Origin of the sequence: Kitasatospora sp. NPDC096204 (genome assembly GCF_044763205.1) — a bacterium.
Taxonomy (GTDB): Bacteria; Actinomycetota; Actinomycetes; order Streptomycetales; family Streptomycetaceae; genus Kitasatospora.
This window is the reverse complement of the sequence record NZ_JBIWFT010000026.1, coordinates 111,169-134,572: the sequence shown is the minus strand read 5'-3', so window position 1 is coordinate 134,572 and position 23,404 is coordinate 111,169. Positions and strand designations below refer to the sequence as shown.

Below are 23,404 nucleotides of genomic sequence, written 5' to 3'. Positions count from 1 at the left end.
CTCGACGAGAACGACACCGTCCTCCACACCGAGCTGGTCGCGGAGATCGCCGACGAGCCGAACTACGACGCCGCACTCACCGCCCTCAACTGACCTACCCGGCACCGTGATCGACGGCGCCCCCCTTTGCGTGCCGCGAAGGCCCGCCCCCACACCTCCGGCGCTGCCCCGACGGCAGAACCGAGGGGGCGGGGGCGGGCCTTCGCGCACTCGCCGGCCGGCGAAGCGGGGCGAGGATGGAGCGGAGCAGGAACGCACCACGGGCTCGGGGGCCGTCGAGGAGTCCCCGAAGGGTGTCGACGCCGCCACGTGCGGATGCGGGGAGCCGCCCCACTGCCGCCGGCCGGGCTCAGCCGCAGAGGGTGGCGAAGCCGTACCCGCGTGCCTTGAGCGTGGAGATGATCTCCGGCAGGGCGGCCACCGTCTGACTCCGGTCGCCGCCGCCGTCGTGCAGCAGGATCACCGAGCCGGGGCGGACGTTGTTCAGCACCCGCGACCTGATCGCGGCCGTGCCGGGGCGCGACCAGTCCGCCGGGTCCACGGACCAGAGCACCACCTGCTTGCCGAGCGCCGACGCCTTCGAGCGCACCGTGCTGTTGACCGCGCCGTACGGCGGGCGCAGGCAGCTCGGGGTACGGCCGGTCTGTGCCCGGATGGCCTTGTCGGTGTTGGCCACCTGGGCGTCGAGCGCGGCGGCGGAGAGTTTGCGCAGGTCCGGGTGCGACCAGGAGTGGTTCTGCACGCTGTGGCCCTGCCGGGCGACCTGCGCGGTCACCGAGGGGTGGGCGGCGACGTTCTGTCCGATCTCGAAGAAGGTCGCGCGCACCCCGTACCGGGCGAGCGTCGCCAGGACCTTGGGCGTGTAGGCGGGGCTGGGGCCGTCGTCGAAGGTCAGGTAGACCACCTTGCCGCCCTTGGTCCCGACCGCCTGCGCGTCCGCGGCGGGCACGGCCACCGCGGCTCCCGCCGCCAGGGCGACGACGAGGGCGCCGATCGCGGTCCGGAGCCTGCCCGCTGCCTTGCGCCTGCCGGGTCGTACGGACATGCCTGCCCCCTGGGGTCGGAACTCCCGTGCCTAGGCCAGTCTGCTCCCGGCGGGCCGTCCGCCGCGAGCCCTCGTCGGTCGCGAGCGAACGGAATCGGCCAGTCGTACGGCGGGGGCCGGGGGCAGCCGCCGGGGCCTGCGGCTGTGGAGCCACACACCGATTCGGAACGGTGTGGCGGATGACGACGCGGGAGGCTAAGCTCCCCCGCGATGACCACTCACGCTGTTCACAGAATGGGGGTCCCGTCCGCGAAGAGTGAGTGCTGATGTCCACTCACCCCGCGCACGGGAACGACTCCCGCCTCTCCTTCTGGCGGCGCGTACGCGAGTACGCCGTGCCGCCCTCCATGATCGAAACCGCCACCGCCCGCCGCCTGACCGGCGACTGGGCCGGGGCCTGCGCCGCCGCCAACGTCGAGGTCGACTTCCGCCTGCGGGACGTCGCCCGCGTCCACGGACGGGAGCTCGCCGACCGGGTTCGGGCCGATCTCCGCTGCCTGGCACCGGAGTTGCTGCGCTGGCACCTGCCGAGGTCCGCTCCCGGCGGGCTGCTGCGGCCCGGGCTCACCGTGCCGCTGGCCCGCTACCCCGGCGAGCCGCCGGTCTTCCTCGTGGTTCGCACGCCGCCCGGCTGGGCGGAGTACGGGCAGCGGGTCAGTCTGGCGCTCTGGGGCGGGCCCGGTGGCGACGGCCGGTCGCCGCACCCGCATCCGCGCCCGAGTCGACGGTTCCGCTACGACCTGCACCGGCACCTCTGGGACGCCGGGCGCAGCACGGAGCTGGCCGTCCGGGCCGGACCCTGGAATCCGTCAACTGGCCTATCCACTACGGAACTCGGCGATCCGTCCCGACGCTGCGCCGTCGACCGCTGGGCCGCCGAGGCCGAGTTGCTGCTGCGCGCGGACGGGCTGCCGCCCGGGCCCGTGGTGGTGCGGCTCGGGCCTCGCCGGCGGCTGCTGCTCGGACCGGACGGGTCGACGACGGAGGTCCTCGGAGACGTCTCAAGACTGCCACTGCTGCCCGATGCCGCGACCTGGGTGCCACCCGACCTCGACCTGCTCCGCAACGGGGCGATCGAGGCCGAGCGGCTGCATCCCCTGGTGGCGGCCGCACTGGCGCCCGGGCATCCGCCCCTGGCGCGGGCGGCGGCAGGGCCCGGGCCCCACCGGCTGGTGGACTGCCGGGGGGCTCGGCACCGGATCGGGCTGGTCGACGGGGTGCTCGTCCCGCTCGACCACGAGCCGGCCGAACTGCGCCGCGAGGAGTTGCTGGCCGCCCTGTCCGGCACCCCGCTGCCCTGTCTGCGGGCGATCGACCTCGTGCACCGCCGGCCTGCCCAACTGGCCGATGTGAGCGAGCGGTTGGACCACGGCGACACCGCCGGGGCGCTGGCCGTGGTCGAGGCCCTGCTCGGACCGGAGGCGGTGCTGCGCGACGGACCGCTGCGCGACGAGCTGGCGGCGGCGGCCGAGCGGCGCATCGCGTACGGCCTCTACCGGGCGGGTCTGACCGGGCCCGCTGTCATCAACCACCCGTTGCCACGTGTGCGCCACAGCTCGCGCCCGGACGGGGCGGCCTTCCGCCCGCGCCCTCGCCACGTTTCGTTCCGGGACCGCCCGCGCCTGGCCTCGGTCCGCTGAAGTCGACGACGCCGACGCCGACGACCACTTGGCTCTGAACTCCCTTTCGTACCAAGCACCCTGAGGTGATCACCCATGCCCGTCCGCACTCCTGAAGCCGCCCGCCTCGACGTCGCCCGGCAGCTGCTCGACCTGCTGGCCGACACCACCACCGAACCGCGCGCCGACACCCGACTGGAGGCGCTCACCCTGGCCGTCGCCGCCGACCTGCCCGTGCTGCTCTGGGGCGAGCCCGGCATCGGCAAGACCGCCGCGCTCAACCAGCTCGCCGAGGCGCTGGAACTGCCGCTGACCACGGTGATCGCCAGCGTCCACGAGCCCTCCGACTTCTCCGGGCTGCCCATCGTCGGCGACGACCCGGCGCAGCAGGGCGTCCCGATGGCCCCGCCGGACTGGGCGGTGCGGCTGGTGCGGGCCGGGCACGGGCTGCTGTTCCTGGACGAGCTGTCCACCGCGCCGCCCGCCGTCCAGGCCGCGTTGCTCCGGCTGGTCCTGGAGCGGCGCATCGGCACGCTCCGACTCCCGCCCGGCGTAAGGATCGTGGCCGCCGCCAACCCGCGCTCCTCGGCGGCCGACGGCTGGGAGCTGAGTCCGCCGCTGGCCAACCGCTTCGTCCACCTCCAGTGGGCACACGACCACGAGGTGGTGGTGCGCGGCCTCGGCGGCGTCTGGCCGGTGGCCACCCTGCCCCGGCTCGACCCGCAGGCGCTGCCGGCCGCCGTCGCACTGGCCCGGCGCGCGGTGTGCGGGCTGCTGGCCGCCCGCCCCGAGCTGGTGCACCGGCTGCCCACCACCGAGACCCGGCGCGGCGGCGCCTGGCCTTCGCCGCGCAGCTGGGACATGACGCTGCGGCTGGTCGCCTTCGCGACCGCGGCCGGGTCCTCCCAGGAGGTGCTGTCGCTGCTGGTGCGCGGCGCGGTCGGGGACGGCCCGGGGCTGGAGCTGATGGCGTCCATGGACCGGATGGACCTGCCGGATCCGGAGGACCTGCTCGCCGACCCGGCCGGCGCGGTGCTGCCCGACCGCGGGGACCTGCGCCAGGCGGTGCTGGACGGAGTGGTCGCGGCGGTCCGCAACCGGCCGGACCGGGCGCGCTGGGACGCGGCCTGGGCGCTGCTGCTTCGGGCCCTGGAGACCGGCGCACCGGACCTGCTGGTCGTCCCGGCCACCACGCTGGCCTCGCTGCGCCGGGAGGACTGGGACGTGCCGGCGGCGATCGAGCGGCTCACCCCGGCGCTGGCGGTCTCCCGCCGGGCCGACCTCGTCGGCACCGGGCGGGCGCGGGCGGTGGGGCGATGAGCGGCACGGCGGGCGGTGGGGCGATGAGCGCCACGGCGGCCGGTGGGGCGATGAGCGCCACGGCGAGGAGCCTCGTCGGCGGCACAGCGAACGCGCCGTCCGAGCCGCTGGACCTGGAGAAGCTGTACGCCGCCCGGCTGTACGCCGCCCGGGTCCGCCCCTACCTGGCGACGGCGCTGTTCGCCCTCCACCTGGTGGAGTCCCGGCAGGTGCCGACCATGGCCGTGGACCGGTACTGGCGCTGCTACGCCTCGCCGGCCTTCGTCGCCCGCACCCCGGTGGACCAGCTGGCCGGCGTCTGGGTGCACGAGGTCTCGCACCTGCTGCGCGACCACCACGGGCGCGGCGACCGGCTCGCCCGGGAAATCGGCCTGGAGGGCCCGGCCGCCCGGCTGCGGATGAACATCGCCGCCGACTGCGAGATCAACGACGACGTGTACGGCGAGGATCTGACCTGCCCGACCGGCGCCATCAGGCCGGAGATGCTCCAGCTGCCGGAGGGGCTGCTCATGGAGGAGTACGTACGCCGGTACCGCTCCCACCCGGGCCACCTGGAGGCGGCCTGGCTGGAGTGCGGCAGCGGCGCCGACGGCCTGGACCGCCCGTGGGACCTCGGCCCCGACGGCGGTCACGGGCTCACCGCCCAGGAGCGCGACGCGGTGCGCTTCCGGGTCGCCGAGGGCATCCGGGGCCGCCCCGGCACCGCCCCGGCGGGCTGGAAGCGCTGGGCCGAGGAGGCGTTCCACCCGCCGCAGCCGTGGCGGCAGCTGTTGGGCGCGGCGGTGCGCTCGGCGGTGTCCGGCGCGGGAGCGGGCGAGGACTACAGCTACGGCCGCCCCGCCCGCCGCTCGGCCGGGGTGCCGGGCGCGCTGCTGCCGAGCCTGCGGCGGCGCCCGCCCCGGGTCTCGGTGATCATCGACACCTCCGGCTCGGTCTCGGACGACGAACTGGGCAGCGCACTGCTGGAGGTCGCGGCGATCGGCCGGGCCGTCGGCGGCCGCCGCGACCAGGTCACCGTCGTCCCCTGCAACGCGGCCGCCCAGGCCGTCCACCGGCTCTGCCGGGCCGAGGGCATCCCGCTGATCGGCGGGGGCGGCACCGACCTGCGCACCGGCTTCCACGCCGCCCTGCGCGGCCACCCCCGCCCGGACGTGGTGGTGGTCCTGACCGACGGCCAGACCCCGTGGCCCTCCGCCGCCCCGGCCTGCCGCACGGTGGTCGGGCTCTTCCCCAGGCCGATCCGGTACAGCGAGCACCGGGCGGAGTACCGGCCGAGCGCCCCGCCGCAGTGGGCGCGGGTGGTGACCATCGGCTGAGCGAGCGTCCGGCCGCGGCCGCGCGAGGATCGGGCAGATGACGGACATGGGCCTCTGACCAGGGCGGCGACGGAAGGGCACGGCTCGGTGACGAAGACGGCGGTGGCCGGTGCCGAAGGCTTCGAGCCGGACGAGCACGTACGGTTCGCGCGGTACCGCAGGGCCTTCGCGGAGGTGGCGCCCGAGGACGCGGCCGGCCTCGCGGCCCGGGTGCTGGCCGACCCGCAGCGCTCGATGGCGAGCTGCGCGGTCTGCGAGTACCTGGACCGGCGGTCGGCGGAGCTGCCGACGGAACCGGGCTTCCCGGCCTGGCACCGGGAGTTGGCCGACGCCACGGCGGCCGGCCCCTTCGCCGGCCGGCGCCTGCGGGACCGGGCGCTGCTGCGGGCGATCACCCTGGACGAGCCGTGGGAGGAGGAGCGGGTGTCCGAGGCGGACACCTGGCTCTAGGCGCGCCTCGCCGAGGAGTCCCCGGCCCGGCAGGTCCTGGTCCTCCTCGCCGAGCGCGGTCGCACCCGCCGCACCCGCTTCTCCGCACTTCTCTCGATCGGGTGAGCGCTTGGTCGGTTGGGTGGCGAGCGTGCATGACAGGTCCGTCATGTCCGTCTGCGACACTCGCCCGGTGACTACCTCGAACGATGGTGCTCGCGCGGCCCTGCTCCGCCGGGGGTTCGCCCTGGAATACACGACGCTGGCGTGGAACGTGGTGGGCGTCGTGGTCCTCGCCGTGGCCGCGATCTCCGCCCGCTCCGTGGCGCTGGCCGGGTTCGGGCTGGATTCCCTGATCGAGATCGGCGCATCGACCGTGGTGGTGTGGGAGCTGAGCGGCACCGGCGAGGAGCGGCAGCGTCGCGCGCTGCGCCTGATCGGCGTGGGCTTCGCCCTGCTGGCCGTCTACCTGCTGGTGCAGTCCACCTTCGTGCTGGCCACCGGCTTCCACCCGCACCACTCGCCGCTGGGCATCGCGTGGACCGCCATCACCGCCGTGGTCATGTTCACCCTGGCCGCCGGCAAGGCCCGCACCGGCGCCGCCCTGGACAACCCGGTCCTGAAGACCGAAGGCCGGGTCACCCTGATCGACGGACTGCTCGCCGCCGCAGTGCTGGTGGGCCTGGCCCTGAACAGCACGCTCGGCTGGTGGTGGGCCGACCCGCTGGCCGGCTTCGTGCTCGTCTACTACGCGGTCCGCGAGGTGAAGGAGATCTTCTTCGGCGAGCACTGAGCGGTGCCGTCGCCCAGGAGCGGTGCGCGGAGGACGGTTGTCGGCCATGCCGGCCCGGCGCCGCGGCGGCGCGACCGGCACCGGGTTCACCACCGGCCCGCGCCCGTAGTGCGCGTGGAACGTGTGGAAGCCGCCGACCACCGACAGAACGTGGTTGATCGTCGTCGGCGCGTAGCCCGCTGCAACGGTGCGACATCACGGCCTCCCGCCTGCGGCGCCGCCGGTAGCGTCCATCGCCGCCGGAGGGGCCGGCGATGGACGGAGGGACCGGCCGCCGGGCGGAGGGACCGGCGGGCGGCCCCTCCGCCCGGGACGGGCGCTCAGCGGACCATGGCCGCCAGGACGTCGCGCCAGTCCTCGCCCGGTTCGGGGGCGAGGGGGCCGGCCAGGGTGTCCGCCCGGTAGTGCCAGGGGCGGTGGAGTTCCTCCTCGGCGTCCGGGGTGGCGGTGACGGGGCTGTCGGAGCCGAGCAGGCGGACCAGTTCGGTGGTGAAGTCGGCCCAGGAGACGTGTCCGCTCACCGCGTTGACGACCCGGCCGGCGGCGGGGTGATCCGGGGTGAGGCAGGCGGTGAGGGCGCGGGCCAGGGCGGCGGCGTGCACCCAGGAGGCGCCGTACCACGCGTCGGCCGTGGGCACCGCGATCGGCAGGCCGGCCAGGGCGGCCTGGTAGAGCGGGCCGGTGGCGCCCCAGCGGAGCTGGTCGCGCAGACGGTGGTGCGGGCCCCAGACGATCGGGGCGCGGACGGCGGTGGCCTGGCCGCGGCCGGTGGCGGCGGCCTCGAAGAGGATCCGCTCGCAGTCCAGCTTGGCCTGCCCGTACGGGGTGACGGGATCGCCGCTCGGGCCGCCCTCGGCGACCTCGGTGCCCGCCGGCCGGCCGTACGCGTCGATGCTGCTGACGAAGACGAACGGGCCGCCCCGCCAGCCGTCCACCAGGGCGCGCATCGCGGCGAGGTCGGTGGCGTGGTCGGTGAAGGTGCAGGCGGAGTGGATGACGGCGTCCACGCCCTCGACGGCCCGGCGCAGGCTGTCGAGGTCCCCGAGGTCGCCCTCCGCCACCTCGGCGCCGTTCAGCGCGGGCAGGTGCGCGGACTCGGGCCGGACCAGCACCCGGACCGGCCTTCCCTGGGCCATCAGTTCCTGGAGCACGGCCGCGCCGACCCCACCGGTGGCGCCGGTGAGCAGGACGGTGCCGGTGCGGGCGCCGGTGGTCCGCGGGCGGGCGCCGGCCCGGGCGAGGGCGGAGCTGCGCTCGTCGGCGCGGGTGGCGAGCAGGGCGGCGAGGGCGCGCGGGGTGCGCTGTTCCAGGATGTCGAGGCCGGTGAGCGGCAGCCCGGTGCGGGTGCGCAGGCGTTCGGCGAGCTGGACGGCGACCAGGGAGTGGCCGCCGAGGGCGAAGAAGTCGCCGTCGGCGGGCGCGGTGGTGCCGAGGAGTTCGCCGAACGCCTGCCGTACGACGTCCAGCGGGCCTTCCTGCGGCGGAGCCGTGTCGGACGGCGCAGCCCGGTCGGGCAGCGGCGCGGCGCCGGGCAGCCGGGCGCGGTCGGGGGTGCCGTCGGGGTGGCGGGGCAGCCGGTCCACCAGGGTGACGGCGAGCGGCAGTTCGCCGGCCGGGAGGCGTCCGCGCAGGGCGGCCCGCAGGTCGGTCCCGCTCGGGGCGACCGGACCGCGCACCACGGCGTAGGCGAGCGGCGGGCCGTCGGGGTTGTCGACCACGGCCGCCTCGACCACCGCGGGATGGGCCGACAGGGCTTCCACGACCGGGTGTTCGGCGATCGTCAGCCGCTCTCCGGGCAGCTCGGACAGTCGTCGCTCCGGGTCGCCGGCCACGGCGGTGAGCAGCGCCGCGAAGGCGTCGAGCAGCCGGGCGGCGGTGTCCTGGTCCAGCGCGTCCCCGTCGTGCTGCAGCAGGCAGCGCGGCCCCGGGCCGTCCTCCACCAGCAGGGTGAGGCCGAACTTGGCCAGCCCCAGGTCGAGTTCCACGTTCTCGGTCTCGAGGCCGGGCAGCACCAGCGGTTCGACGCCCTGGACGAGGTCGCAGCTGACCGAGAGCAGCGGGGTGCCGTCCGCGCCGCGCGCGGCCGCGCCGAGCCGCTCGACCACCAGGTCGAGGGGCACCTCGTGGTGCTGTTGCGCGTCGAGCAGGGCGGTGCGGACCGCGCCGAGCAGTTCGGCGAACGTCGGGTCTCCGGACGGATCCGCCCGCACGGCGAGGGTGTTGACCGCGAGTCCGACGGTCCGGCGGAACTCGGGGCGCGCGCGGTGGCCGCTGGCGCAGCCGAGGACGAGGTCGTCCTGCCCGGAGGCGGTGTGCAGTGCGGCGAACGCGGCGGCCAGCACGACGGTGAACAGCGTGGCGCCGTGCCGCGCGCCGAGGGCGCGCAGCCGCTCCACCACCGCCGGCTCCAGCGGGGCGGTGTGCAGCACGGCACGGCGCTCGCGGGCGCCGGGCGGGACGGGCCGCAGCAGCGACAGGGGGCGCGCCCCGGACAGCCCGGCCGCGAGGGTGTCGGCGGCGGCCGTCAACTCGGCGTCCCGGGCGCGCTCCTGGCGGGCGTAGTCGGCGTACGAGGGGGCCGGGGCCGGGAGCCGGTCCGGCACGCCGTCGCGCGCGGCGCGGTACAGCTCGGCGAGGTCCTCCGCGACGAACCGCAACGCGCCGCCGTCGATGGCAATGTGATGGATCGTCAGCAGAAACGTGTGGTCCTCGGGCCCGTGCCGCAGGAGCACGGCGCGCAGCACGGGCCCGGTGGCGAGGTCGAACGGCCGGGCGGCCTCGGCGGCGAGCTGCTCCGGCCCGGTGGCGTCCAGCACCGGCAGCGGCACCGGGGTGACCGGGTCGACCTGCTGGTACGGCTGGTCGCCCCGGCGCGGGTAGCGGGTGCGCAGGACGGCGTGCCGCTCGGTCAGGCCGGTGAGCGCGGCGGCGAGGGCCACCTGGTCGAGCGGGCCGCGCAGCCGGGTGGCGACCGGCACGTTGTAGAGGGCACCGCCCTGGCCGAGGTGGTCCATCAGCCACATCCGCTGCTGGGCGTGCGAGAGGGGGGCCTGGTCGCCGGCCGCGACGGGCCGGGCGGGCGTGGCGACGGGCGCGGCGGCGGCGCGGCGGTCGCGGGCGCGGCGCAGCAGGTCGGTCTGGTCGACGGTGCTCATCGGTCGGCTCCCGGGGTGTCGTCGGCGGCCAGCAGGGCGCGTTCCAGCAGCTCGGCCTGGGCGGCGACGGTCGGATGGGCGAGGAAGTCGGCGAGCGACAGCTCGACCCCGAGGTCCTCGCGCAGGTCGTCCACCACCCACATGGCGAGCAGCGAGTGCCCGCCCTCGGCGAGGAAGTCGGCGGCCGGGTCGGTGATCGGGCGTTCCAGGGCCCGGCTCCACGCCTCGGCGACGACCTGCTGGATCGGGCCGAGTTCGGCCTCGGCGGACGGCTGCGCCTCGGCCGGACCGTCGGCGGCCAGTGCCCGCCGGTCCACCTTTCCGCTGCCGGTCAGCGGCAGCGCGGCGAGCACCGTCCAGGCGGTGGGCACCAGGTGGGCGGGCAGGTGCTCGGCGAGGCGGGCGCGCAGCGTCTCGACGGCCGGGCGGGCGCCGTCGGCGAGCACCAGGCAGGCGGTGAGCGCGGCGTCGGCCTGCCCGGCCCGGCGGACGACGACGGCCGCCTCGGCGACCTCGGGCAGCTGGAGCAGCGCGTGCTCGACCTCGCCGGGTTCGATCCGGAAGCCACGCACCTTGACCTGGTCGTCGGTGCGCCCGTGGTACTCCAGGGAGCCGTCCGGCAGTCGGCGGACCCGGTCGCCGCTGCGGTAGGCGCGTCCGACGCCCGGCAGTTCGCGGAAGCGCTCGGCGGTCAGCTCCGGCCGGTCGAGGTAGCCGAGGGCCAGCCGGTCGCCGGCGATCCACAGCTCGCCGACGGCGCCCGGCGCCACCGGCGCGAGCCGCTCGTCCAGGACGTGGGCGCGGGCGCCGCCGAAGGTCCGGCCGATCGGGACGGAGCCGGCGCAGTCGGCCCGGGTGATCCAGTGCAGGGTGGTGAAGGTGGTGGCCTCGGTCGGCCCGTACCCGTTGACCAGTTCGAGCCAGGGGAAGGCCCGCAGCACCGCGCCCGCGTGCTCGGCGGAGATCGCCTCGCCGCCGACGACCACGGTACGCAGCACGCCGAAGACCCGGGACCGCCGGGCGGCCAGGTGGTGGAAGAGCGCGGTGGTGAGGAAGACGGCGGTGACGCCGAAGCGCTCGACGTCGCGGACGAGGTCCTCGGCGCTGGGCCGCTCGGTCGGGGAGACGGCCACGGCGGCGCCGCGGGCCAGCGGGGTCCACAGCTCGAAGGTGGCGGCGTCGAAGGAGACGGTGGAGTGGAGGAGCATCCGGTCGCGCGGACCGAGGGCGACGGTGTCCTCGGCGGTGACCAGGTCGGTGACGGCGCCGTGCGGGACGAGGACGCCCTTGGGGCGGCCGGTGGAGCCGGAGGTGTAGTAGAGGAGGGCGGGCGCGGCCGGGTCGGCGGCGTCGGGTGCCGTGCCGTCGGTGGCCTCGGTGCCGCGCTCGGTCAGCACGAGGGTGCGCTCCTCGGGGAGCCCGGCCTCGGCGAGCAGGGCCTTGTCTCCGAGGACGAGCCGGACGTCCGCGTCGGCGGTCATCTCGGCGATCCGGGGGCGCGGGTAGGAGGGGTCGATCGGGACGACGAGCGCGCCGGCCCGCCAGACGGCGAGCTGGGCGACGACGAGCCGGGTCGAGTGGGCGCACAGCAGGCCGACGGCGCTGCCGGGGCCGATCCCCCGGGCGGCCAGGACGGCGGCCAACCGGCCTGCGGCGTCGACGAGTTCGCGGTAGGTCAGGACGGTGGAGCCGTCGGTCACGGCGAGCGCGTCGGGCCGGAGGTCGGCCTGCCGGGCGATCAGTGCGGGCACCGGCAGCGCGGGCAGGGCCTCGGCGCTCGAACCGAACGGGTTCGCGGGGGTCGCGGCGGTCAGGGCGGCGGAGGCCGGGGCTGCGGCGGGCGAGGTCGCGGAGGCCGGGGCTGCGGCGGGCGAGGTCGCGGAGGTCATGGTGGTGGTTCCCTTCCGGGCGCCCCGGCCGGGTGGGCCGGGGCGCCTCGCTGAGGAGGTTCGGGCGGGGTCAGGCGGTCGTGGTCAGCTCGGCCACCCGCTCCTCGACCAGTCGGGCGACGGCCCGCAGGTCCGGCTGGCGCAGCACCAGGGGGGCGCGCAGCCGGACGCCGTACTCGCTCTCCAGGGCCTCCAGCAGTCTCGCCGCGGCGAGCGAGTTGCCGCCCGCGGCCAGGAAGTTGTCCTCCGGCCCGAGGTCGCCGCGGCCGATCAGCTCGCGGCAGAGCTTGAGCACGGTGCGCTCGACCGGGGTGTTCCCCTCCTCGCTCGGGGCCGTCTCGTCCCGGCCGGCCGCCGGCGCGTCGGCCAGCAGGGCCTGGCGGTCCACCTTGCCGTTGGCGTCCAGCGGGAAGCGCTCCACCAGCCGGACGGCGGAGGGCACGGCCTGCTCGGGCAGCCAGGGGCGGACGGAGTCGAGCAGCGCCGCGGGGTCGGCACCGTCCTCGGCCTGGACGAAGGCGAGCAGCCGCGCCCCGCCGGTCGGCGCCTGCTCGGCGGCGACGACCGCCCGCCGCACCCGCGGGTCGCGTTCGAAGGCGGCCTCGACCTCGGCGGGTTCGATCCGTACGCCGCTGACCTTGACCTGGTCGTCCAGGCGGCCGTGGAACTCCAGCACGCCGTCCGGTCGCATGACCACCCGGTCGCCGGTGCGGTAGACCCGGTCGGTGCCGACCACACCGGCGGGCGCGTCGACGAAGCGGCGGGCGGTCAGCTCGGGGTCGAGGTACCCGGCGGCCAGGCCGCGGCCGCCGATCCGCAGCTCGCCGGCCGTGCCGCGCGGCACCGGCCGGCCGTCCTCGTCGGTGACCAGGACGACGGCGCCGTCGATCGGCAGGCCGATCGGCGGGGCGCCGGCGCCGTGGTCGCCGCCGGGGGCCATGGTGTGGGTGGTGGTGGTGACGGTGGCCTCGGCGGGGCCGTAGGCGTTGTGGACGGTCGCGGTGACGTCCGGCCCGGGGGCCAGGCGCAGCCGGTCGCCGCCGATCACCAGGTGGCGCAGCGCCAGGCCGGCGGGCCAGGGCCGGCCGAGGACGGGCTCGGCCAGCGGGGTGGGCAGGATGGACGCGGTGACGCCGGCCTCGCGCCACCAGTCGGTGAGCGCGCCGGTGTCCCAGCGGACCGCCTCGGGGGCGACGACCAGGGCCGCGCCGGAGGTGAGGCCGGCCCACAGCTCCTGCACGTGCGGGTCGAAGGCGACACCGATCAGCAGGCTGTGCCGCTCCCCGGGGCCGAGGCCGGTCAGCCCGCGGTACCACTGGAGCAGCGCGCCGAGCGCGGGCTCGGTGACGGCGACGGCCTTCGGGGTTCCGGTGGAGCCGGAGGTGAGCACCGCGTAGTGGGTGCCGACCGGGACGCGTACCTGCTCGCCGGGGTTCAGGGCGGCCACCACGCCGGGGGTGGGCAGGTCCAGCGGCAGCCGCTCGCCGCCGGGCGGCAGCAGCTCCGGCTCGCCGACCAGGCAGGCCGGTCGGAGCTGCTCGGCGACGGCGCGAAGCCGGCGCTCGCCGGGGCGCGGGCCGAGCGGCAGGTGGACGGCGCCAAGCTTGGCGGCGGCCAGGGTGACGGCGACCAGCGAGACCGAGTGGCCGAGGCAGACGCCGAGCAGGTCGCCCGGGCCGACCCGGCCGCGCAGCGCCTCGGCCACGGTGTCGGCGAGGCGGTCGAGTTCGGCGTAGCTGTGGACCTGATCGCCGTCGATCAGGGCGGGGGCGTCGGGGGTGCGGTGCACCCAGGTGGTGAACAGGTCGAGCACCGCGCCGTCCTGGTGCGGACGGCCGTAGGCGATGCTCGGGGCCTCGGTGCTCGGGGCCTCGGTGGTGTCAGGGTGTTCCATCATCATCTCCAGGAAGGTGGCGGACGTTGGGTGACGAACCGTCAGTTCAGGCCCATGGAGCGGGCGATGATCACCTTCTGGACCTCCGAGGTCCCCTCGATGATCGTGGTCATCCGGACGTAGCGATACAGGAACTCCAGCGGGTGCCCGCGCACCCAGCCGGTGGCCCCGTGCACCTGGAGCGAGCGGTCCACCGCGCGCACGGCGGTCTCGGAGGCGGTGAGCTTGGCGAGCGCCGCGTTCTCGGGCGACTCGGTGCCCTCGTCGACCAGCCGGGCGCAGGCGAGGGTGAGCAGCTTGGAGGCCTCGACCTCGGCCCGGGTGGCCACCAGGTGCTCCTGGACGTGCTGGTACTCGCCGATCACCCGGCCGAACGCGCGCCGGTCCCTGGCGTACTCGACGCCGATCCGCAGCGCGTGCTCGGCGATGCCGTTGCACATCGCGGCGACCACCAGCCGGCCGCGCGAGAGGCTGTCGATGGCGAGGGCGGTGGCCGCGCCGACGCCTTCCTCGCCGCCGATGACGGCCTCCGGGCCGACGGTGACCCCGTCCAGCAGCAGCTCGGACAGCGGCTCGCCGGACATGCCCTCGTACCGCTGGCCGAGCCGCAGTCCTGGCTGGTCCATCGGCAGCACGAAGGCGGTGGCACCGCCCGTGGGCCCGGCGCCGTCCCCGAGGTCGGTGGCGGCGACGACCAGCGCGATCCCGGCGTGCTCGGCGTTGCTGACGAAGGTCTTGCGGCCGTTGAGCACCCAGCCGTCGCCGGTGCGCACGGCGGTGGTGGCGAGGCGGAACGCGTCGGAGCCGGCGTTCGGCTCGGTGAGGGCGAGGCAGCGGGTCTGCTCGCCGCGCACCAGCGGGACCAGGTGGCGCTCGACCTGCTCGGGGGTGCCGTGCCGCAGCAGCGGGCTGGGCCCGTCGGCGCCGGCCAGCGCGTACGGGGCGAGCACGCAGCCGCTGCGCCCGGCGGCGTGGTGCAGCAGGACGACGGCGGTGAACGGCATGCCGGCGCCACCGAGTTCCTCGGGGTAGTCGCCCGCGTAGAAGCCGAGGGCGGCGGAGCGCTTGCGGACGTAGGTCCGCAGGTCTGCCGGGACCTGGTCGGCGGTCTCGGGCAACTCGGCGGCCAGCGGGACGAGTTCGCGGCGCACGAAGCTCTCGAAGGCCTCGACGAGTTCGCGGTGGCCGTCTTCCAGGACGGCGGAGGGGGAGCTCACTTGGCACCTCCGGTGAGGGCCTTGGCCTGGTCGGCCAGCACGGCGTGGCGGAACAGGGTGCGCAGCGGCGGGCGGCTGCCGAGGTGCGGCTCCAGCTGGGCGGCGAGCTGGGCGGCGAGCAGCGAGTGGCCGCCGACCTCGAAGAAGTGCGAGTCCGCGGTGAAGCGGTCGTGGCCGAGCACCTCGCGCCAGGCGGCGGCGATCAGCCGCTGGCCGGGGTCGGTGAACTCGCTCGGCGTGCTCTCCCCCGCCTCGGGGGCCTCCTGGGCCTCGTCCGCCAGTCGGGCGAGGGCGGCCCGGTCGGGCTTGCCGCCGGGCAGGGTCGGCATCGTGGCGACGGCCGTCCAGCTCGCCGGGACGAGTCCGCCGGGCAGTCGGCGGGCGAGTGCCTCGTGCAGGGCGGCCTGGTCGGGGCGGTCGGAGCCCTCCAGGAAGCCGAGCAGACGGGGGCCGGTCCGCGGGTCGGTGTGCAGCAGCACCGCGCAGGAGCGGCCGCCGAGTTCGGCGGAGGCGGCGGCCTCGATCTCCTCCAGCTCGATCCGGTGGCCGCGCAGCTTGACCTGGTTGTCGGCGCGGCCGAGGAAGCGCAGCCGGCCGTCCAGGTCGCGGAAGCCTCGGTCGCCGGTGCGGTAGACGCGGGCGTCGCCGAGCGCGGGGACGGTCACGAAGCGGGCCGCGGTCGGCTCCGGCAGGCCCAGGTAGCCGTCGGCCACCATGGCGCCGCCGACGGCGAGTTCGCCGACGCAGCCGGGGGCGAGCGGGCGCAGGGTGTCGTCCAGGACGTGGACCAGCACGCCGCCGAGTTCGGTGCCGAGCGGGATCTCGCCGTCCTCGGCGACGTCGGCGGCGGTGACCTCGTACACGGTGGAGGTGACGGTGGCCTCGGTGACGCCGTAGGCGTTCAGCACGGTGGTGGCCTCGGTCAGGCCGGAAAGGGCCCGGGCGGGCAGCCGCTCGCCGCCGAGCACCAGCAGCCGGGGGGTCCAGCGGCCGTCGCCCAGCGCCTCGCGCAGGTCCTCGCGGACGGCGAGCAGGTAGCTGGTCGGCAGGTTGGCGACGGTGACGCCGCGGGCGGCCAGCACGGCCACCAGCTCGGGGCCGGTGGGCACCTCGCGCTGCGGCACGACGAGGGCGGCGCCGGCCGCGAGGGCGGGCAGCACCTCCTCCAGGGCCACGTCGAAGGACGGCCGGGCGAACAGCAGCACCCGGTCGGCGGAGGTGAGTCCGTAGCGGTCGACGATCGCGGCGACGTACCCGGCGAGGGCCTCGCGGCCGACCTGGACGGGCTTGGGCACGCCGGTGGAGCCGGAGGTGTGGATCAGGTAGGCGGCGCCGTCCAGGACGGCGGCGGGCTCGGCCTTCGGGAAGGCCGGGCCGTCCAGCAGCGCCGGGGTGAAGCCCTCGGCGGGCAGCGAGAGCGCGCTCTGCCGGGTGGCCAGGACGAGTGCCGGGTTCAGCCGCTCCAGCAGCAGGCCGAGCCGGGCGGCCGGGTCCTCGGTGGACAGCGGCGCGTAGACGGCGCCGTGGCGCAGGCAGGCGAGCAGGGCGACCACGCTGTCGGCGCCGCGCGGCAGCACGGCGGCCACCGGCTGGCCGGCCGCGACCCCGGCGGCGCGCAGCCGCTCGACCAGCTCGGCGACCCTGCGGTCGAGTTCGCCGTAGCTGATCCGCTCGGTGCCGGCCATCAGGGCGAGCGAGGCCGGGTCGTGGGCGGCGGCCGGGTCGAGGGCGGCCAGGGCGATCGGGGCGACCGGGGTGGCCTGCGCGGCCCCGGGCGCGGGGGCCAGGTCGGCGATCGGCACCTGCGGGCGGTCCAGGTAGCAGCGCAGCAGCTCCAGCAGACGCTCGGAGAGCAGCACCGCGTCGGACTCGCGGAACAGGTCGGCGTCGTAGTCCCAGACCAGGGTCATCCCGGCGGCGCCGTGCTTCTCACCGACCACCCGGCGGTCGTCGGGCAGCAGCACCAGGTCGAGGTCGAAGCGGGTGGTGCCGGTGTTGAAGCCCTCGTACAGCGAGACCTCCAGGCCGGGCGCCTGGACGTCGGGCAGGGCCGCGTCGTGCGCGCTGAACATCACGTTGAACAGCGGGTTGTCGGCGCCGGTGGTGTGCAGTCCGAGCCGGCGGGTCAGCTCCTGGACCGGAAGGTCCTGGTACGGCAGCGCGCGCAGCAGGACGTCGGTCACCTCGTCGACGGCCTCGGTGCCGGGGGCCGTCGGGTCCAGCCGCAGGCGCAGCGGGACGGTGTTGACGAACATGCCGACGGTGCCCTCGAAGCCCTCCGGGCGGTTGCCGACGGCGGTGCCGATCACCAGCTCGCGGTGGCCGCTGTGCCGGCGCAGCAGTTCGGCGAACAGGGCGAGCAGGGTGCTGAACGGGGTGTGGCCGTCCCCCTTGCTGCGCTCGCGCAGCCGCTCGGCCAGGTCGGCGCCGATCGACTGGCGCAACTGGCCGCCGCGGTGGCGCCGTTCGGCGCGTGGCCGGGCCAGCCCGGGCAGCGTGACCTCGCGCGGCGCGTCGGCCAGTTCCCTGGTCCAGAAGTCGAGTCCGCGGTCCCGGGGGAGGTCGGCGGCGGCGCGGGCGTGGTCCTCGTACGAGGGGGCGACGGGCAGCTCGTACGGCTCGCCGAGGACGGTGGCGCGGTAGACGGTGAACAGGTCGCGCAGCAGGATCGCGAAGGAGTGGCCGTCGTGGACGAGGTGGTGCTCGACGTGGATCAGCCGGTGGTGGTCCTCGGCGAGCCGGACCAGGTGCCAGCGCAGCACCGGTGCTCGCCCGGTGTCCAGCGGTTCCTCGGCCTCGGCGGCGAGCAGCCGGCGGAAGGCGGCCTCCGGGTCCTGCTCGGCGCTGAAGTCGCTCTGGCGCAGCTCCGGTTCACAGTTCCCGGCGACCCGCTGGCCGGGCAGCCCCTCCGGGCTGGGCACCAACTCCAGCCGCAGGCCGGGGTGGTGGGCCAGCACGGCGGCGAGGCCGGTGTGCAGCGCGTCCCGGTCGAGGGTGCCCCACAGGTCGAGGACAGCGGTGAAGTTGTAGGCGCGGCTGCCCGGCAGCATCTGTTCGTGCAGCCAGACGATCTCTTGCGACGGCGTGAGTGCGAACATGGTCGATTCCCTTGTGTGGTGGGCGTGTCGGCACTGCTGTGGCCGGAAGCGGGCGTGGGGTGTTCCCGCGCCGGCCGGTGGGCCGGGCCGCACCGGGGTGAGGTGCGGCCCGGGGCCCGGGGGTCCCGTCCGGCGGCGTGCGGGACGCGCGCGGGCGGGCGTGGTGGATCCGATGTGGTGGATCCGGTGTGGGAGTTCGGGGCCCGCGGGGTGGGCCGGCAGCCTGGGGCGTGCGGGCGCGGGCGTAGGAGGCGGGCTGGTTCGGAACGGGTGGGTTCGGAGGGCGGGGAGTGTTAGGAGGGCGGGGCGTGTTCGGAGGGCGGGGTGTGTTCGGGCGGGCCCGCTCAGGCCTGCGGGACCGGGGCCGGCCGGGCGTGCAGGTGGTGCCGCAGCACGGCGAGCAGTTCACCGAAGGCCGCGTGGGCGTCGGCCTCGGAGAAGCGGTCGCGGTCCCAGGCCAGCCGGATCAGCAGGTCGTCGCCGTTCGAGGCGGAGACGGCCAGTGGCGCGGCGAGCGGGCGCCCCTCCAGGTGGATCTCCCGGCCCGCGGCGCCGCCGAGCACCAACGGCGGGCGGCGGTGCGTGTCCTCCATGGTGAGCAGGGCGTCCAGGGCGCCCGACCACGGGGCCCCGGCGGTGCGGGCGGCGCGGACCACCTCGTCGAAGGGGGTGCCGGCATGGTCCAGGTCGTCCCACCATGCGTCCGCGAGGGCGTCCAGGTCCGTGGACCGCTCCGAAGTCGCCGGGTGCACCAGGGTGTTGAGGAAGCAGCCGAGCACGGTGGGCGCGCCCACCGGTCGGCCGCCCCACGGGTAGCCGAGTGCGAGCCGCCCTCCCCCTGCCTCCTCCCGGCCGGCCCCCGCCGCCCGGTGTGCCCGGTGCAGGGCCGAGCCGACCGCGTCCAGCAACGCCGGGAAGACGGCGCCGCGGGCGGCGCCCTCGGCGGCGGGCAGCCGCTCGGTGAGCATGCCGGTGGACGTGGCGGCGCTGCCGCCCGCCCCGGTCAGGCCGCCCAGCCGCCGGCCCCAGTGGGCCTGCGCGGCGGGGCCGCCGGCGGCGTCCTCGGCGGCGAGCTGCAGCTCGACGGCCTGCCGGAAGTCGGCCAGCGCCTGGGGGGCGGGCCCGTCGGCCGGCGACTCGTCCTGCTCGTAGGCGGCGCTGAGCTCGGCGGTGAGCACGCCGAGCGACTGCTCGTCGCAGGCGGCGTGGTCGAGTGCGAGGGCGAGCAGTTCCTCGTCCCCGTCCGGATCCGCGGCGACCAGCAGCCGCAGCGCGGGTCCGTCGGCGGGCCAGTCCAGCAGGGCCTCGCGCAGCGCGGCGCGGGCGGTGCCGCCGGGGGCGACGGCGATCCGGGCGGCCTCGGCCGAGGGGCCGCCGGTGCGCAGCACGGGTGTGCCGCGCACGGTCGCGAAGCCGCCGCACAGCGCCGGGTGGTGGGCGGCCACCGCGGCCGCGGCGCGGGCCAGTCGGTCCAGGTCGAGGGTGCCGCGCGGGTAGGCGAACAGCAGCGGGACGATGTCGGTGCGGCTCTGCGGCGCGAGCCGGCGGGTGATCAGGAAGCGCCGCTGGGCGCCGGTCAGCGGGAGCAGCTCCACCGGGGATTCGGCGGCGGCGGAGCGGTACCGGGCGAGGTAGGCGGCGGTGATGCTGGCGTGCACGGGAACGGTCTCCGGTTTCCGGTCGCGGCTCGGGTCGGGACGGGGATCGGCCGGGGGGGTCGGCAGGGAGTCGGCCAGGGGGGATCGGCGGGGAGTCGGCAGGGGAAGTCGGCCGGGAGGTTCGGCGGGGATTCGGCCGGGGCCGTGGCCAGGTCCGGGTGGGTACGGGCGGGCCGACGGTCAGGGCGTGCTGGGGCTCACGGCACTCTCCTCGTCGGTGGCGCCCTCGGTGGCGCCGTCGGTGGCGCCCTCGGTGGCGTCGTTGCCCGAGGCCTGGCCGCCCGTACGGTCGGGGCCCGGCAGCTCGCGCATCCGGCGCAGCGGCGAGAGCAGCAGCGGCAGCGGCACCAGCAGGAAGCCCACGGCGCAGAGCCAGAGCGCGGTGCGCGGCCCGGCCGCGTCGGCGACCACGCCGCCGACCAGGGCGCCGATCGGCAGGGTGCCCCACACCAGGAAGCGCATGGTGGCGTTCATCCGGCCGAGCAGCTCCGGCGGGCAGACGCTCTGGCGGAAGCTCACCTGGGCGACGTTGTAGGCCACCGCGCCGAACAGCACCACCCCGGAGGCCAGACCGAAGAGCACCACGCCCGCGCCGCTGCCGGACAGCGGCCACAGCAGCGCGAACGGCGCCGTCACCACGGTGGACACCCAGATCAGCCGGGCCTGCCCGATCCACCGGGCGAGCCGCCCGGCGCACAGCGCGCCGGCCAGTCCGCCGACGGCGGAGACCGACAGCAGTACGCCGATGGCGCCCGGCGACAGGTCGAGCACCCGCACCCAGAACACCGTCTGCACGGCGGTCAGCACCGCGGAGAACAGGTTGGACGTGGCGGTGGCGGTCGCGATCGCCCGCAGCAGCGGGTGGCCGAGCACGAAGCGCACGCCCTCCCCGACCTCGGCGCGCAGCGAGCGCCCCGGCGCGGGTTCCGGTCGCGGCTCCTCGGCCTTGATCCGGACGAGCAGCAGCGCGGAGGCCAGGTAACCGCAGGCGTCGGCCACGATGGCGAGCGGCGCCCCGAGCAGCTGGACCAGTCCGCCGCCGAGGCCCGGCCCGGCGATCTGCGCCGAGGAGCGGACCGTCTCCAGCGCCCCGTTGCCACCGACCAGTTGCTCGCGCGGCAGGACGGCGGGCAGGAAGGACTGGTGGGCGACGTCGAAGAACACCGTCGCCACCCCGGTGACCAGCGCCACCACGTAGAGCTGCGGCATGGTCAGCACCCCGAACGCGGCGGCCGGCGGGATCGACCCCACGGCCAGGCAGCGCACCACGTCGGCCCGGATCAGCACCGGCAGCTTGCGCATCCGGTCCAGCCAGGCGCCTGCCGGGAGTCCGACGAGCAGGAAGGCGGCGGTCTCGGCGGCGGTCAGCAGGCCGACCTGGAACGGCGTGGCATCGAGCACCATCACCGCCACCAACGGAAGGGCGACCAGGGTGACCTGGCTGCCCGTCTGGGCCGCCGCGGCTCCGGTCAACAGGAGCCGGAAATCGCGGTGGCCGAGCAGACGGGCCTGGCGGGAGCTGGGCTTCTCGTTCATCGGTGCGACTCTCGGTCACCCCTTCGACACGGGGCAAGCACCAGGTTCGTTTCCGGACGGACCACAGGTCGGCCGAATCCCGCCACTCCCCCGGCCGGCCCTCGCGCGCTCCTTACGGCGGCCTCATGTGCCGCCGCGCCGCCCGCGGTGCCCGTCGGCCTTGGCGGCACCGGCCGACGGGCACCTCGATCACCTCCGGGCCCGTCCGTCCATTTCCCTGTCCGATATTCGGACACAAGTTTTCCAGCCACCGGACGGCGGCCCTCAACTTGGCCGGATTCCGTGGAGTGAAGCCCCACCGACACCTCATCGTGATAGCGGCGTGACCGAAGCGAGCCGTAGAAGGGGATCACCGGGCGGGTACGGGCCGCCCCCGAAGCGGGCCGGGGCCGGGCAGCCGCGCGCTTCGGCTACCCGTCCGTCTCGGCCCGCGCCTGCTCCCGCCTCCGTGCCGGTGCCGGCTCCTGTTCCGACGCCCGCGCCGCCCGGTGGGTGATCGCCAGCACCGCCATGTCGTCGCCCCTGGGCCCGCCGGTCCACCGCCCGACGTCCGCCACCAGCGCGTCCAGCACCTCGCCCGGCCCGGCGAACGGCCCCAGCGGCGCCAGTCCGACCACCGGGTCGTAGAACTCCCCCGCCGCGTCCCGGGCCTCGGTGACCCCGTCGGTCACCAGCAGCAGCGTGCACCCGGCCGGAAACGGCCGGCTCTCCGGCGCCGGACGCGCCCCGCCCAGCCCGCCCATCCCCAGCGGCAGCCCCGGGTCCGCCGCGTCCAGCCGGCGCACCGGCGGGGCGGCCCCGTCCGTCGGGTACGGGCCCAGCAGGTACGGGCCGGGGTGCCCGCAGTCGAGTGTGCGCACGCTCTCCTCCCCCGGTGGGAACTCGACCAGCAGGGCGGTGATGAACCCCTCCAGCCGCACCTCCTCGCTCATCCGCTCGCTCTCCCGCAGCAGCGAGTCCTCCAGCGCGTCGGCGAGCGCGGACAGGTCCGGCAGCCGGTGGGAGTCCTCCCGGAATGCGCCCAGCAGCACCGAGACCGCCCCGACCGCGTGCAGCCCCTTGCCCCGCACGTCGGCGATCAGCCCGCGCACGCCGTACGGGGTGGCCTGCAGCGCGTACGCGTCCCCGCCGATCAGCGCCTCGTCCTGGGCGGCGCGGTAGCAGGCCGCGACCGACAGTCGCCCCACCCGCGCCGGCGGCTCCGGCAGCACGGCCCGCTGCGCCGCCTCGGCCACCGACCGCACCCGCGCCAACCGCCGGCCGTGCCGGGCCACCACGCGGTTCACCCAGATCCCGAGCAGCGCCGCGAACGCCGTGTTCGCCAGCTCCAGGTAGCCGGCGCCGGTCCCGAGCAACCCGTCCTGGGTGGACAGCACCAGGATGCCCAGCACGTTGGCCGCCCCCACCGCGACGGTGTCCCACAGCGCCAGCAGCGCCCCCGCCAGCACGGCCGCCGCGGCGAGCAGCGGGTCGCCCCAGTAGTCGGTCGGATCCAGCGCGTTCCACACCAGCCCGCCGACGGTCAGCAACCACGGCGCGACCCGCACGTACGGCGGCCACTGCACGGACCTCGGGGCCATCGGCGACCTGGCTTCCGTCTCACCACCATCCGGAAGGACTTCTTCCGATCGTAGTCACGGCCGCCCGAAACCCGCAGGACGGCCGCCCCGGCCCCGCTCCAGGGTCTCTCCTCGAACAGGCCGCGGAGGGGGCAGGCGGGCAGGGTGTCGAGGTAGAGGCCGAATTCCAGGCGTCCCTCATGGTTGCCGCCGGGTGGCCCGCGTTGGCCCCGGCGACTCGTCAGCGGTGAGCCGTCAGGAGCCTGCGCTGCTGGAGTGGTTCAGGTCCACGCGGGCCCGCAGGAACTCGAGATACTTGGGGTCGTCCTCTTCGAGGATTTCGGGTCCGCCACCCATATAGGCCCTGATCAGCTCATCCGCAGCTCGGTCGTGGTCGCCCAGCTCGAAGGTGGTCTGGCCCAATCGAAGGTGGATGTATGGATTGCCGAGTCCGTCAGGGCACTGAGCGGCATTGTGGAAACACTTGTAGGCCTTGTCGTGAACACCGCGTCGGAAGTGCACGTCTCCGATCGCGACGTAGATCCAGGTCGAGGCCGCCCAGCCACGGGGGTCGCCCGGCAGCAGCCGGAGGGCTTCGATGTAGCGCAGCACGGCCTCGTCGAGCTCTCCCATTCCGACCAGGGCATCACCCTCCTGACACAGGTCGGTGATCTCGGCATGGACCTCATCGGGCAGTTGCATGGCCGTCCCTGTCATGGCTCGGAGCTTCGTGCGATCGGGATTCCGCGAAGCCTAGGTGATGCCGGTCGGCCGGTTTCGTTGAGGGGCGTTGGTCGGATGGCCGGTGCGGTGAGGTAGAGGTCACCCGCGCAGTCGAGGGCTCCTTCCGGAGAGCCGGCGGGTAGCCCGCTGGGC

15 protein-coding genes are annotated in these 23,404 nt (G+C 76.0%); 5 read left to right on the top strand and 10 right to left on the bottom strand.

The window, feature by feature from the left end; all coding sequences use genetic code 11:
- Positions 1-349: 349 nt before the first annotated feature.
- On the bottom strand, positions 350-1,045 hold the full coding sequence (locus ACIQ87_RS26435) for a polysaccharide deacetylase family protein (protein ID WP_402410797.1): 696 nt from the start codon (positions 1,043-1,045) through the stop codon (positions 350-352).
- Between the two features lie 266 nt (positions 1,046-1,311).
- On the opposite strand from ACIQ87_RS26435, the gene ACIQ87_RS26430 reads away from it, so the two are divergent.
- From ACIQ87_RS26430 to ACIQ87_RS26410, 5 genes are all read left to right on the top strand, one after another.
- Positions 1,312-2,685 (top strand): hypothetical protein, encoded by a 1,374-nt coding sequence (locus ACIQ87_RS26430; protein ID WP_402410795.1) that lies wholly within the window; start codon positions 1,312-1,314, stop codon positions 2,683-2,685.
- 75 nt (positions 2,686-2,760) lie between these two features.
- Positions 2,761-3,984: an AAA family ATPase gene (locus ACIQ87_RS26425; RefSeq protein ID WP_402410792.1), complete on the top strand. Its 1,224-nt coding sequence runs from the start codon at positions 2,761-2,763 to the stop codon at positions 3,982-3,984.
- A 50-nt stretch (positions 3,985-4,034) separates the two neighbouring features.
- Positions 4,035-5,300: a VWA-like domain-containing protein gene (locus ACIQ87_RS26420; protein WP_402410811.1), complete on the top strand. Its 1,266-nt coding sequence runs from the start codon at positions 4,035-4,037 to the stop codon at positions 5,298-5,300.
- An 87-nt stretch (positions 5,301-5,387) separates the two neighbouring features.
- On the top strand, positions 5,388-5,750 hold the full coding sequence (locus ACIQ87_RS26415; RefSeq protein ID WP_402410790.1) for a hypothetical protein: 363 nt from the start codon (positions 5,388-5,390) through the stop codon (positions 5,748-5,750).
- Between the two features lie 172 nt (positions 5,751-5,922).
- Entirely contained in the window at positions 5,923-6,522 is a 600-nt protein-coding gene (locus ACIQ87_RS26410) for a cation transporter (RefSeq protein ID WP_402410787.1), read from the top strand.
- A 320-nt stretch (positions 6,523-6,842) separates the two neighbouring features.
- Here ACIQ87_RS26410 and ACIQ87_RS26405 read toward each other — a convergent pair whose 3' ends face one another.
- The 9 genes from ACIQ87_RS26405 to ACIQ87_RS26365 all read right to left on the bottom strand — a co-directional run bounded on the left by ACIQ87_RS26405 (position 6,843) and on the right by ACIQ87_RS26365 (position 23,230).
- Positions 6,843-9,677: a condensation domain-containing protein gene (locus ACIQ87_RS26405; protein WP_402410785.1), complete on the bottom strand. Its 2,835-nt coding sequence runs from the start codon at positions 9,675-9,677 to the stop codon at positions 6,843-6,845.
- A complete protein-coding gene (locus ACIQ87_RS26400) occupies positions 9,674-11,566 on the bottom strand; it encodes a non-ribosomal peptide synthetase (RefSeq protein ID WP_402410783.1) in 1,893 nt (630 codons plus the stop codon). Before ACIQ87_RS26400 ends, ACIQ87_RS26405 begins: the two co-directional genes overlap by 4 nt.
- 70 nt (positions 11,567-11,636) lie before the next feature.
- Complete coding sequence (locus ACIQ87_RS26395; RefSeq protein WP_402410780.1) at positions 11,637-13,466, bottom strand: AMP-binding protein; 1,830 nt, start codon at positions 13,464-13,466, stop codon at positions 11,637-11,639.
- 35 nt (positions 13,467-13,501) lie between these two features.
- Positions 13,502-14,677 (bottom strand): acyl-CoA dehydrogenase family protein, encoded by a 1,176-nt coding sequence (locus ACIQ87_RS26390; RefSeq protein WP_402410778.1) that lies wholly within the window; start codon positions 14,675-14,677, stop codon positions 13,502-13,504.
- The gene (locus ACIQ87_RS26385; protein WP_402410776.1) at positions 14,674-17,775 is read right to left on the bottom strand and encodes an amino acid adenylation domain-containing protein; all 3,102 of its coding nucleotides are present in this window, start codon (positions 17,773-17,775) and stop codon (positions 14,674-14,676) included. Before ACIQ87_RS26385 ends, ACIQ87_RS26390 begins: the two co-directional genes overlap by 4 nt.
- Positions 17,776-18,119: 344 nt before the next feature.
- Entirely contained in the window at positions 18,120-19,433 is a 1,314-nt protein-coding gene (locus ACIQ87_RS26380; RefSeq protein ID WP_402410774.1) for a non-ribosomal peptide synthetase, read from the bottom strand.
- A gap of 180 nt (positions 19,434-19,613) precedes the next feature.
- Positions 19,614-20,969: an MFS transporter gene (locus ACIQ87_RS26375; RefSeq protein WP_402410771.1), complete on the bottom strand. Its 1,356-nt coding sequence runs from the start codon at positions 20,967-20,969 to the stop codon at positions 19,614-19,616.
- 410 nt (positions 20,970-21,379) lie between these two features.
- Positions 21,380-22,549 (bottom strand): PP2C family protein-serine/threonine phosphatase, encoded by a 1,170-nt coding sequence (locus ACIQ87_RS26370; RefSeq protein ID WP_402410769.1) that lies wholly within the window; start codon positions 22,547-22,549, stop codon positions 21,380-21,382.
- A gap of 234 nt (positions 22,550-22,783) precedes the next feature.
- Positions 22,784-23,230 (bottom strand): tetratricopeptide repeat protein, encoded by a 447-nt coding sequence (locus ACIQ87_RS26365; RefSeq protein ID WP_402410766.1) that lies wholly within the window; start codon positions 23,228-23,230, stop codon positions 22,784-22,786.
- Between the last annotated feature and the right edge of the window lie 174 nt (positions 23,231-23,404).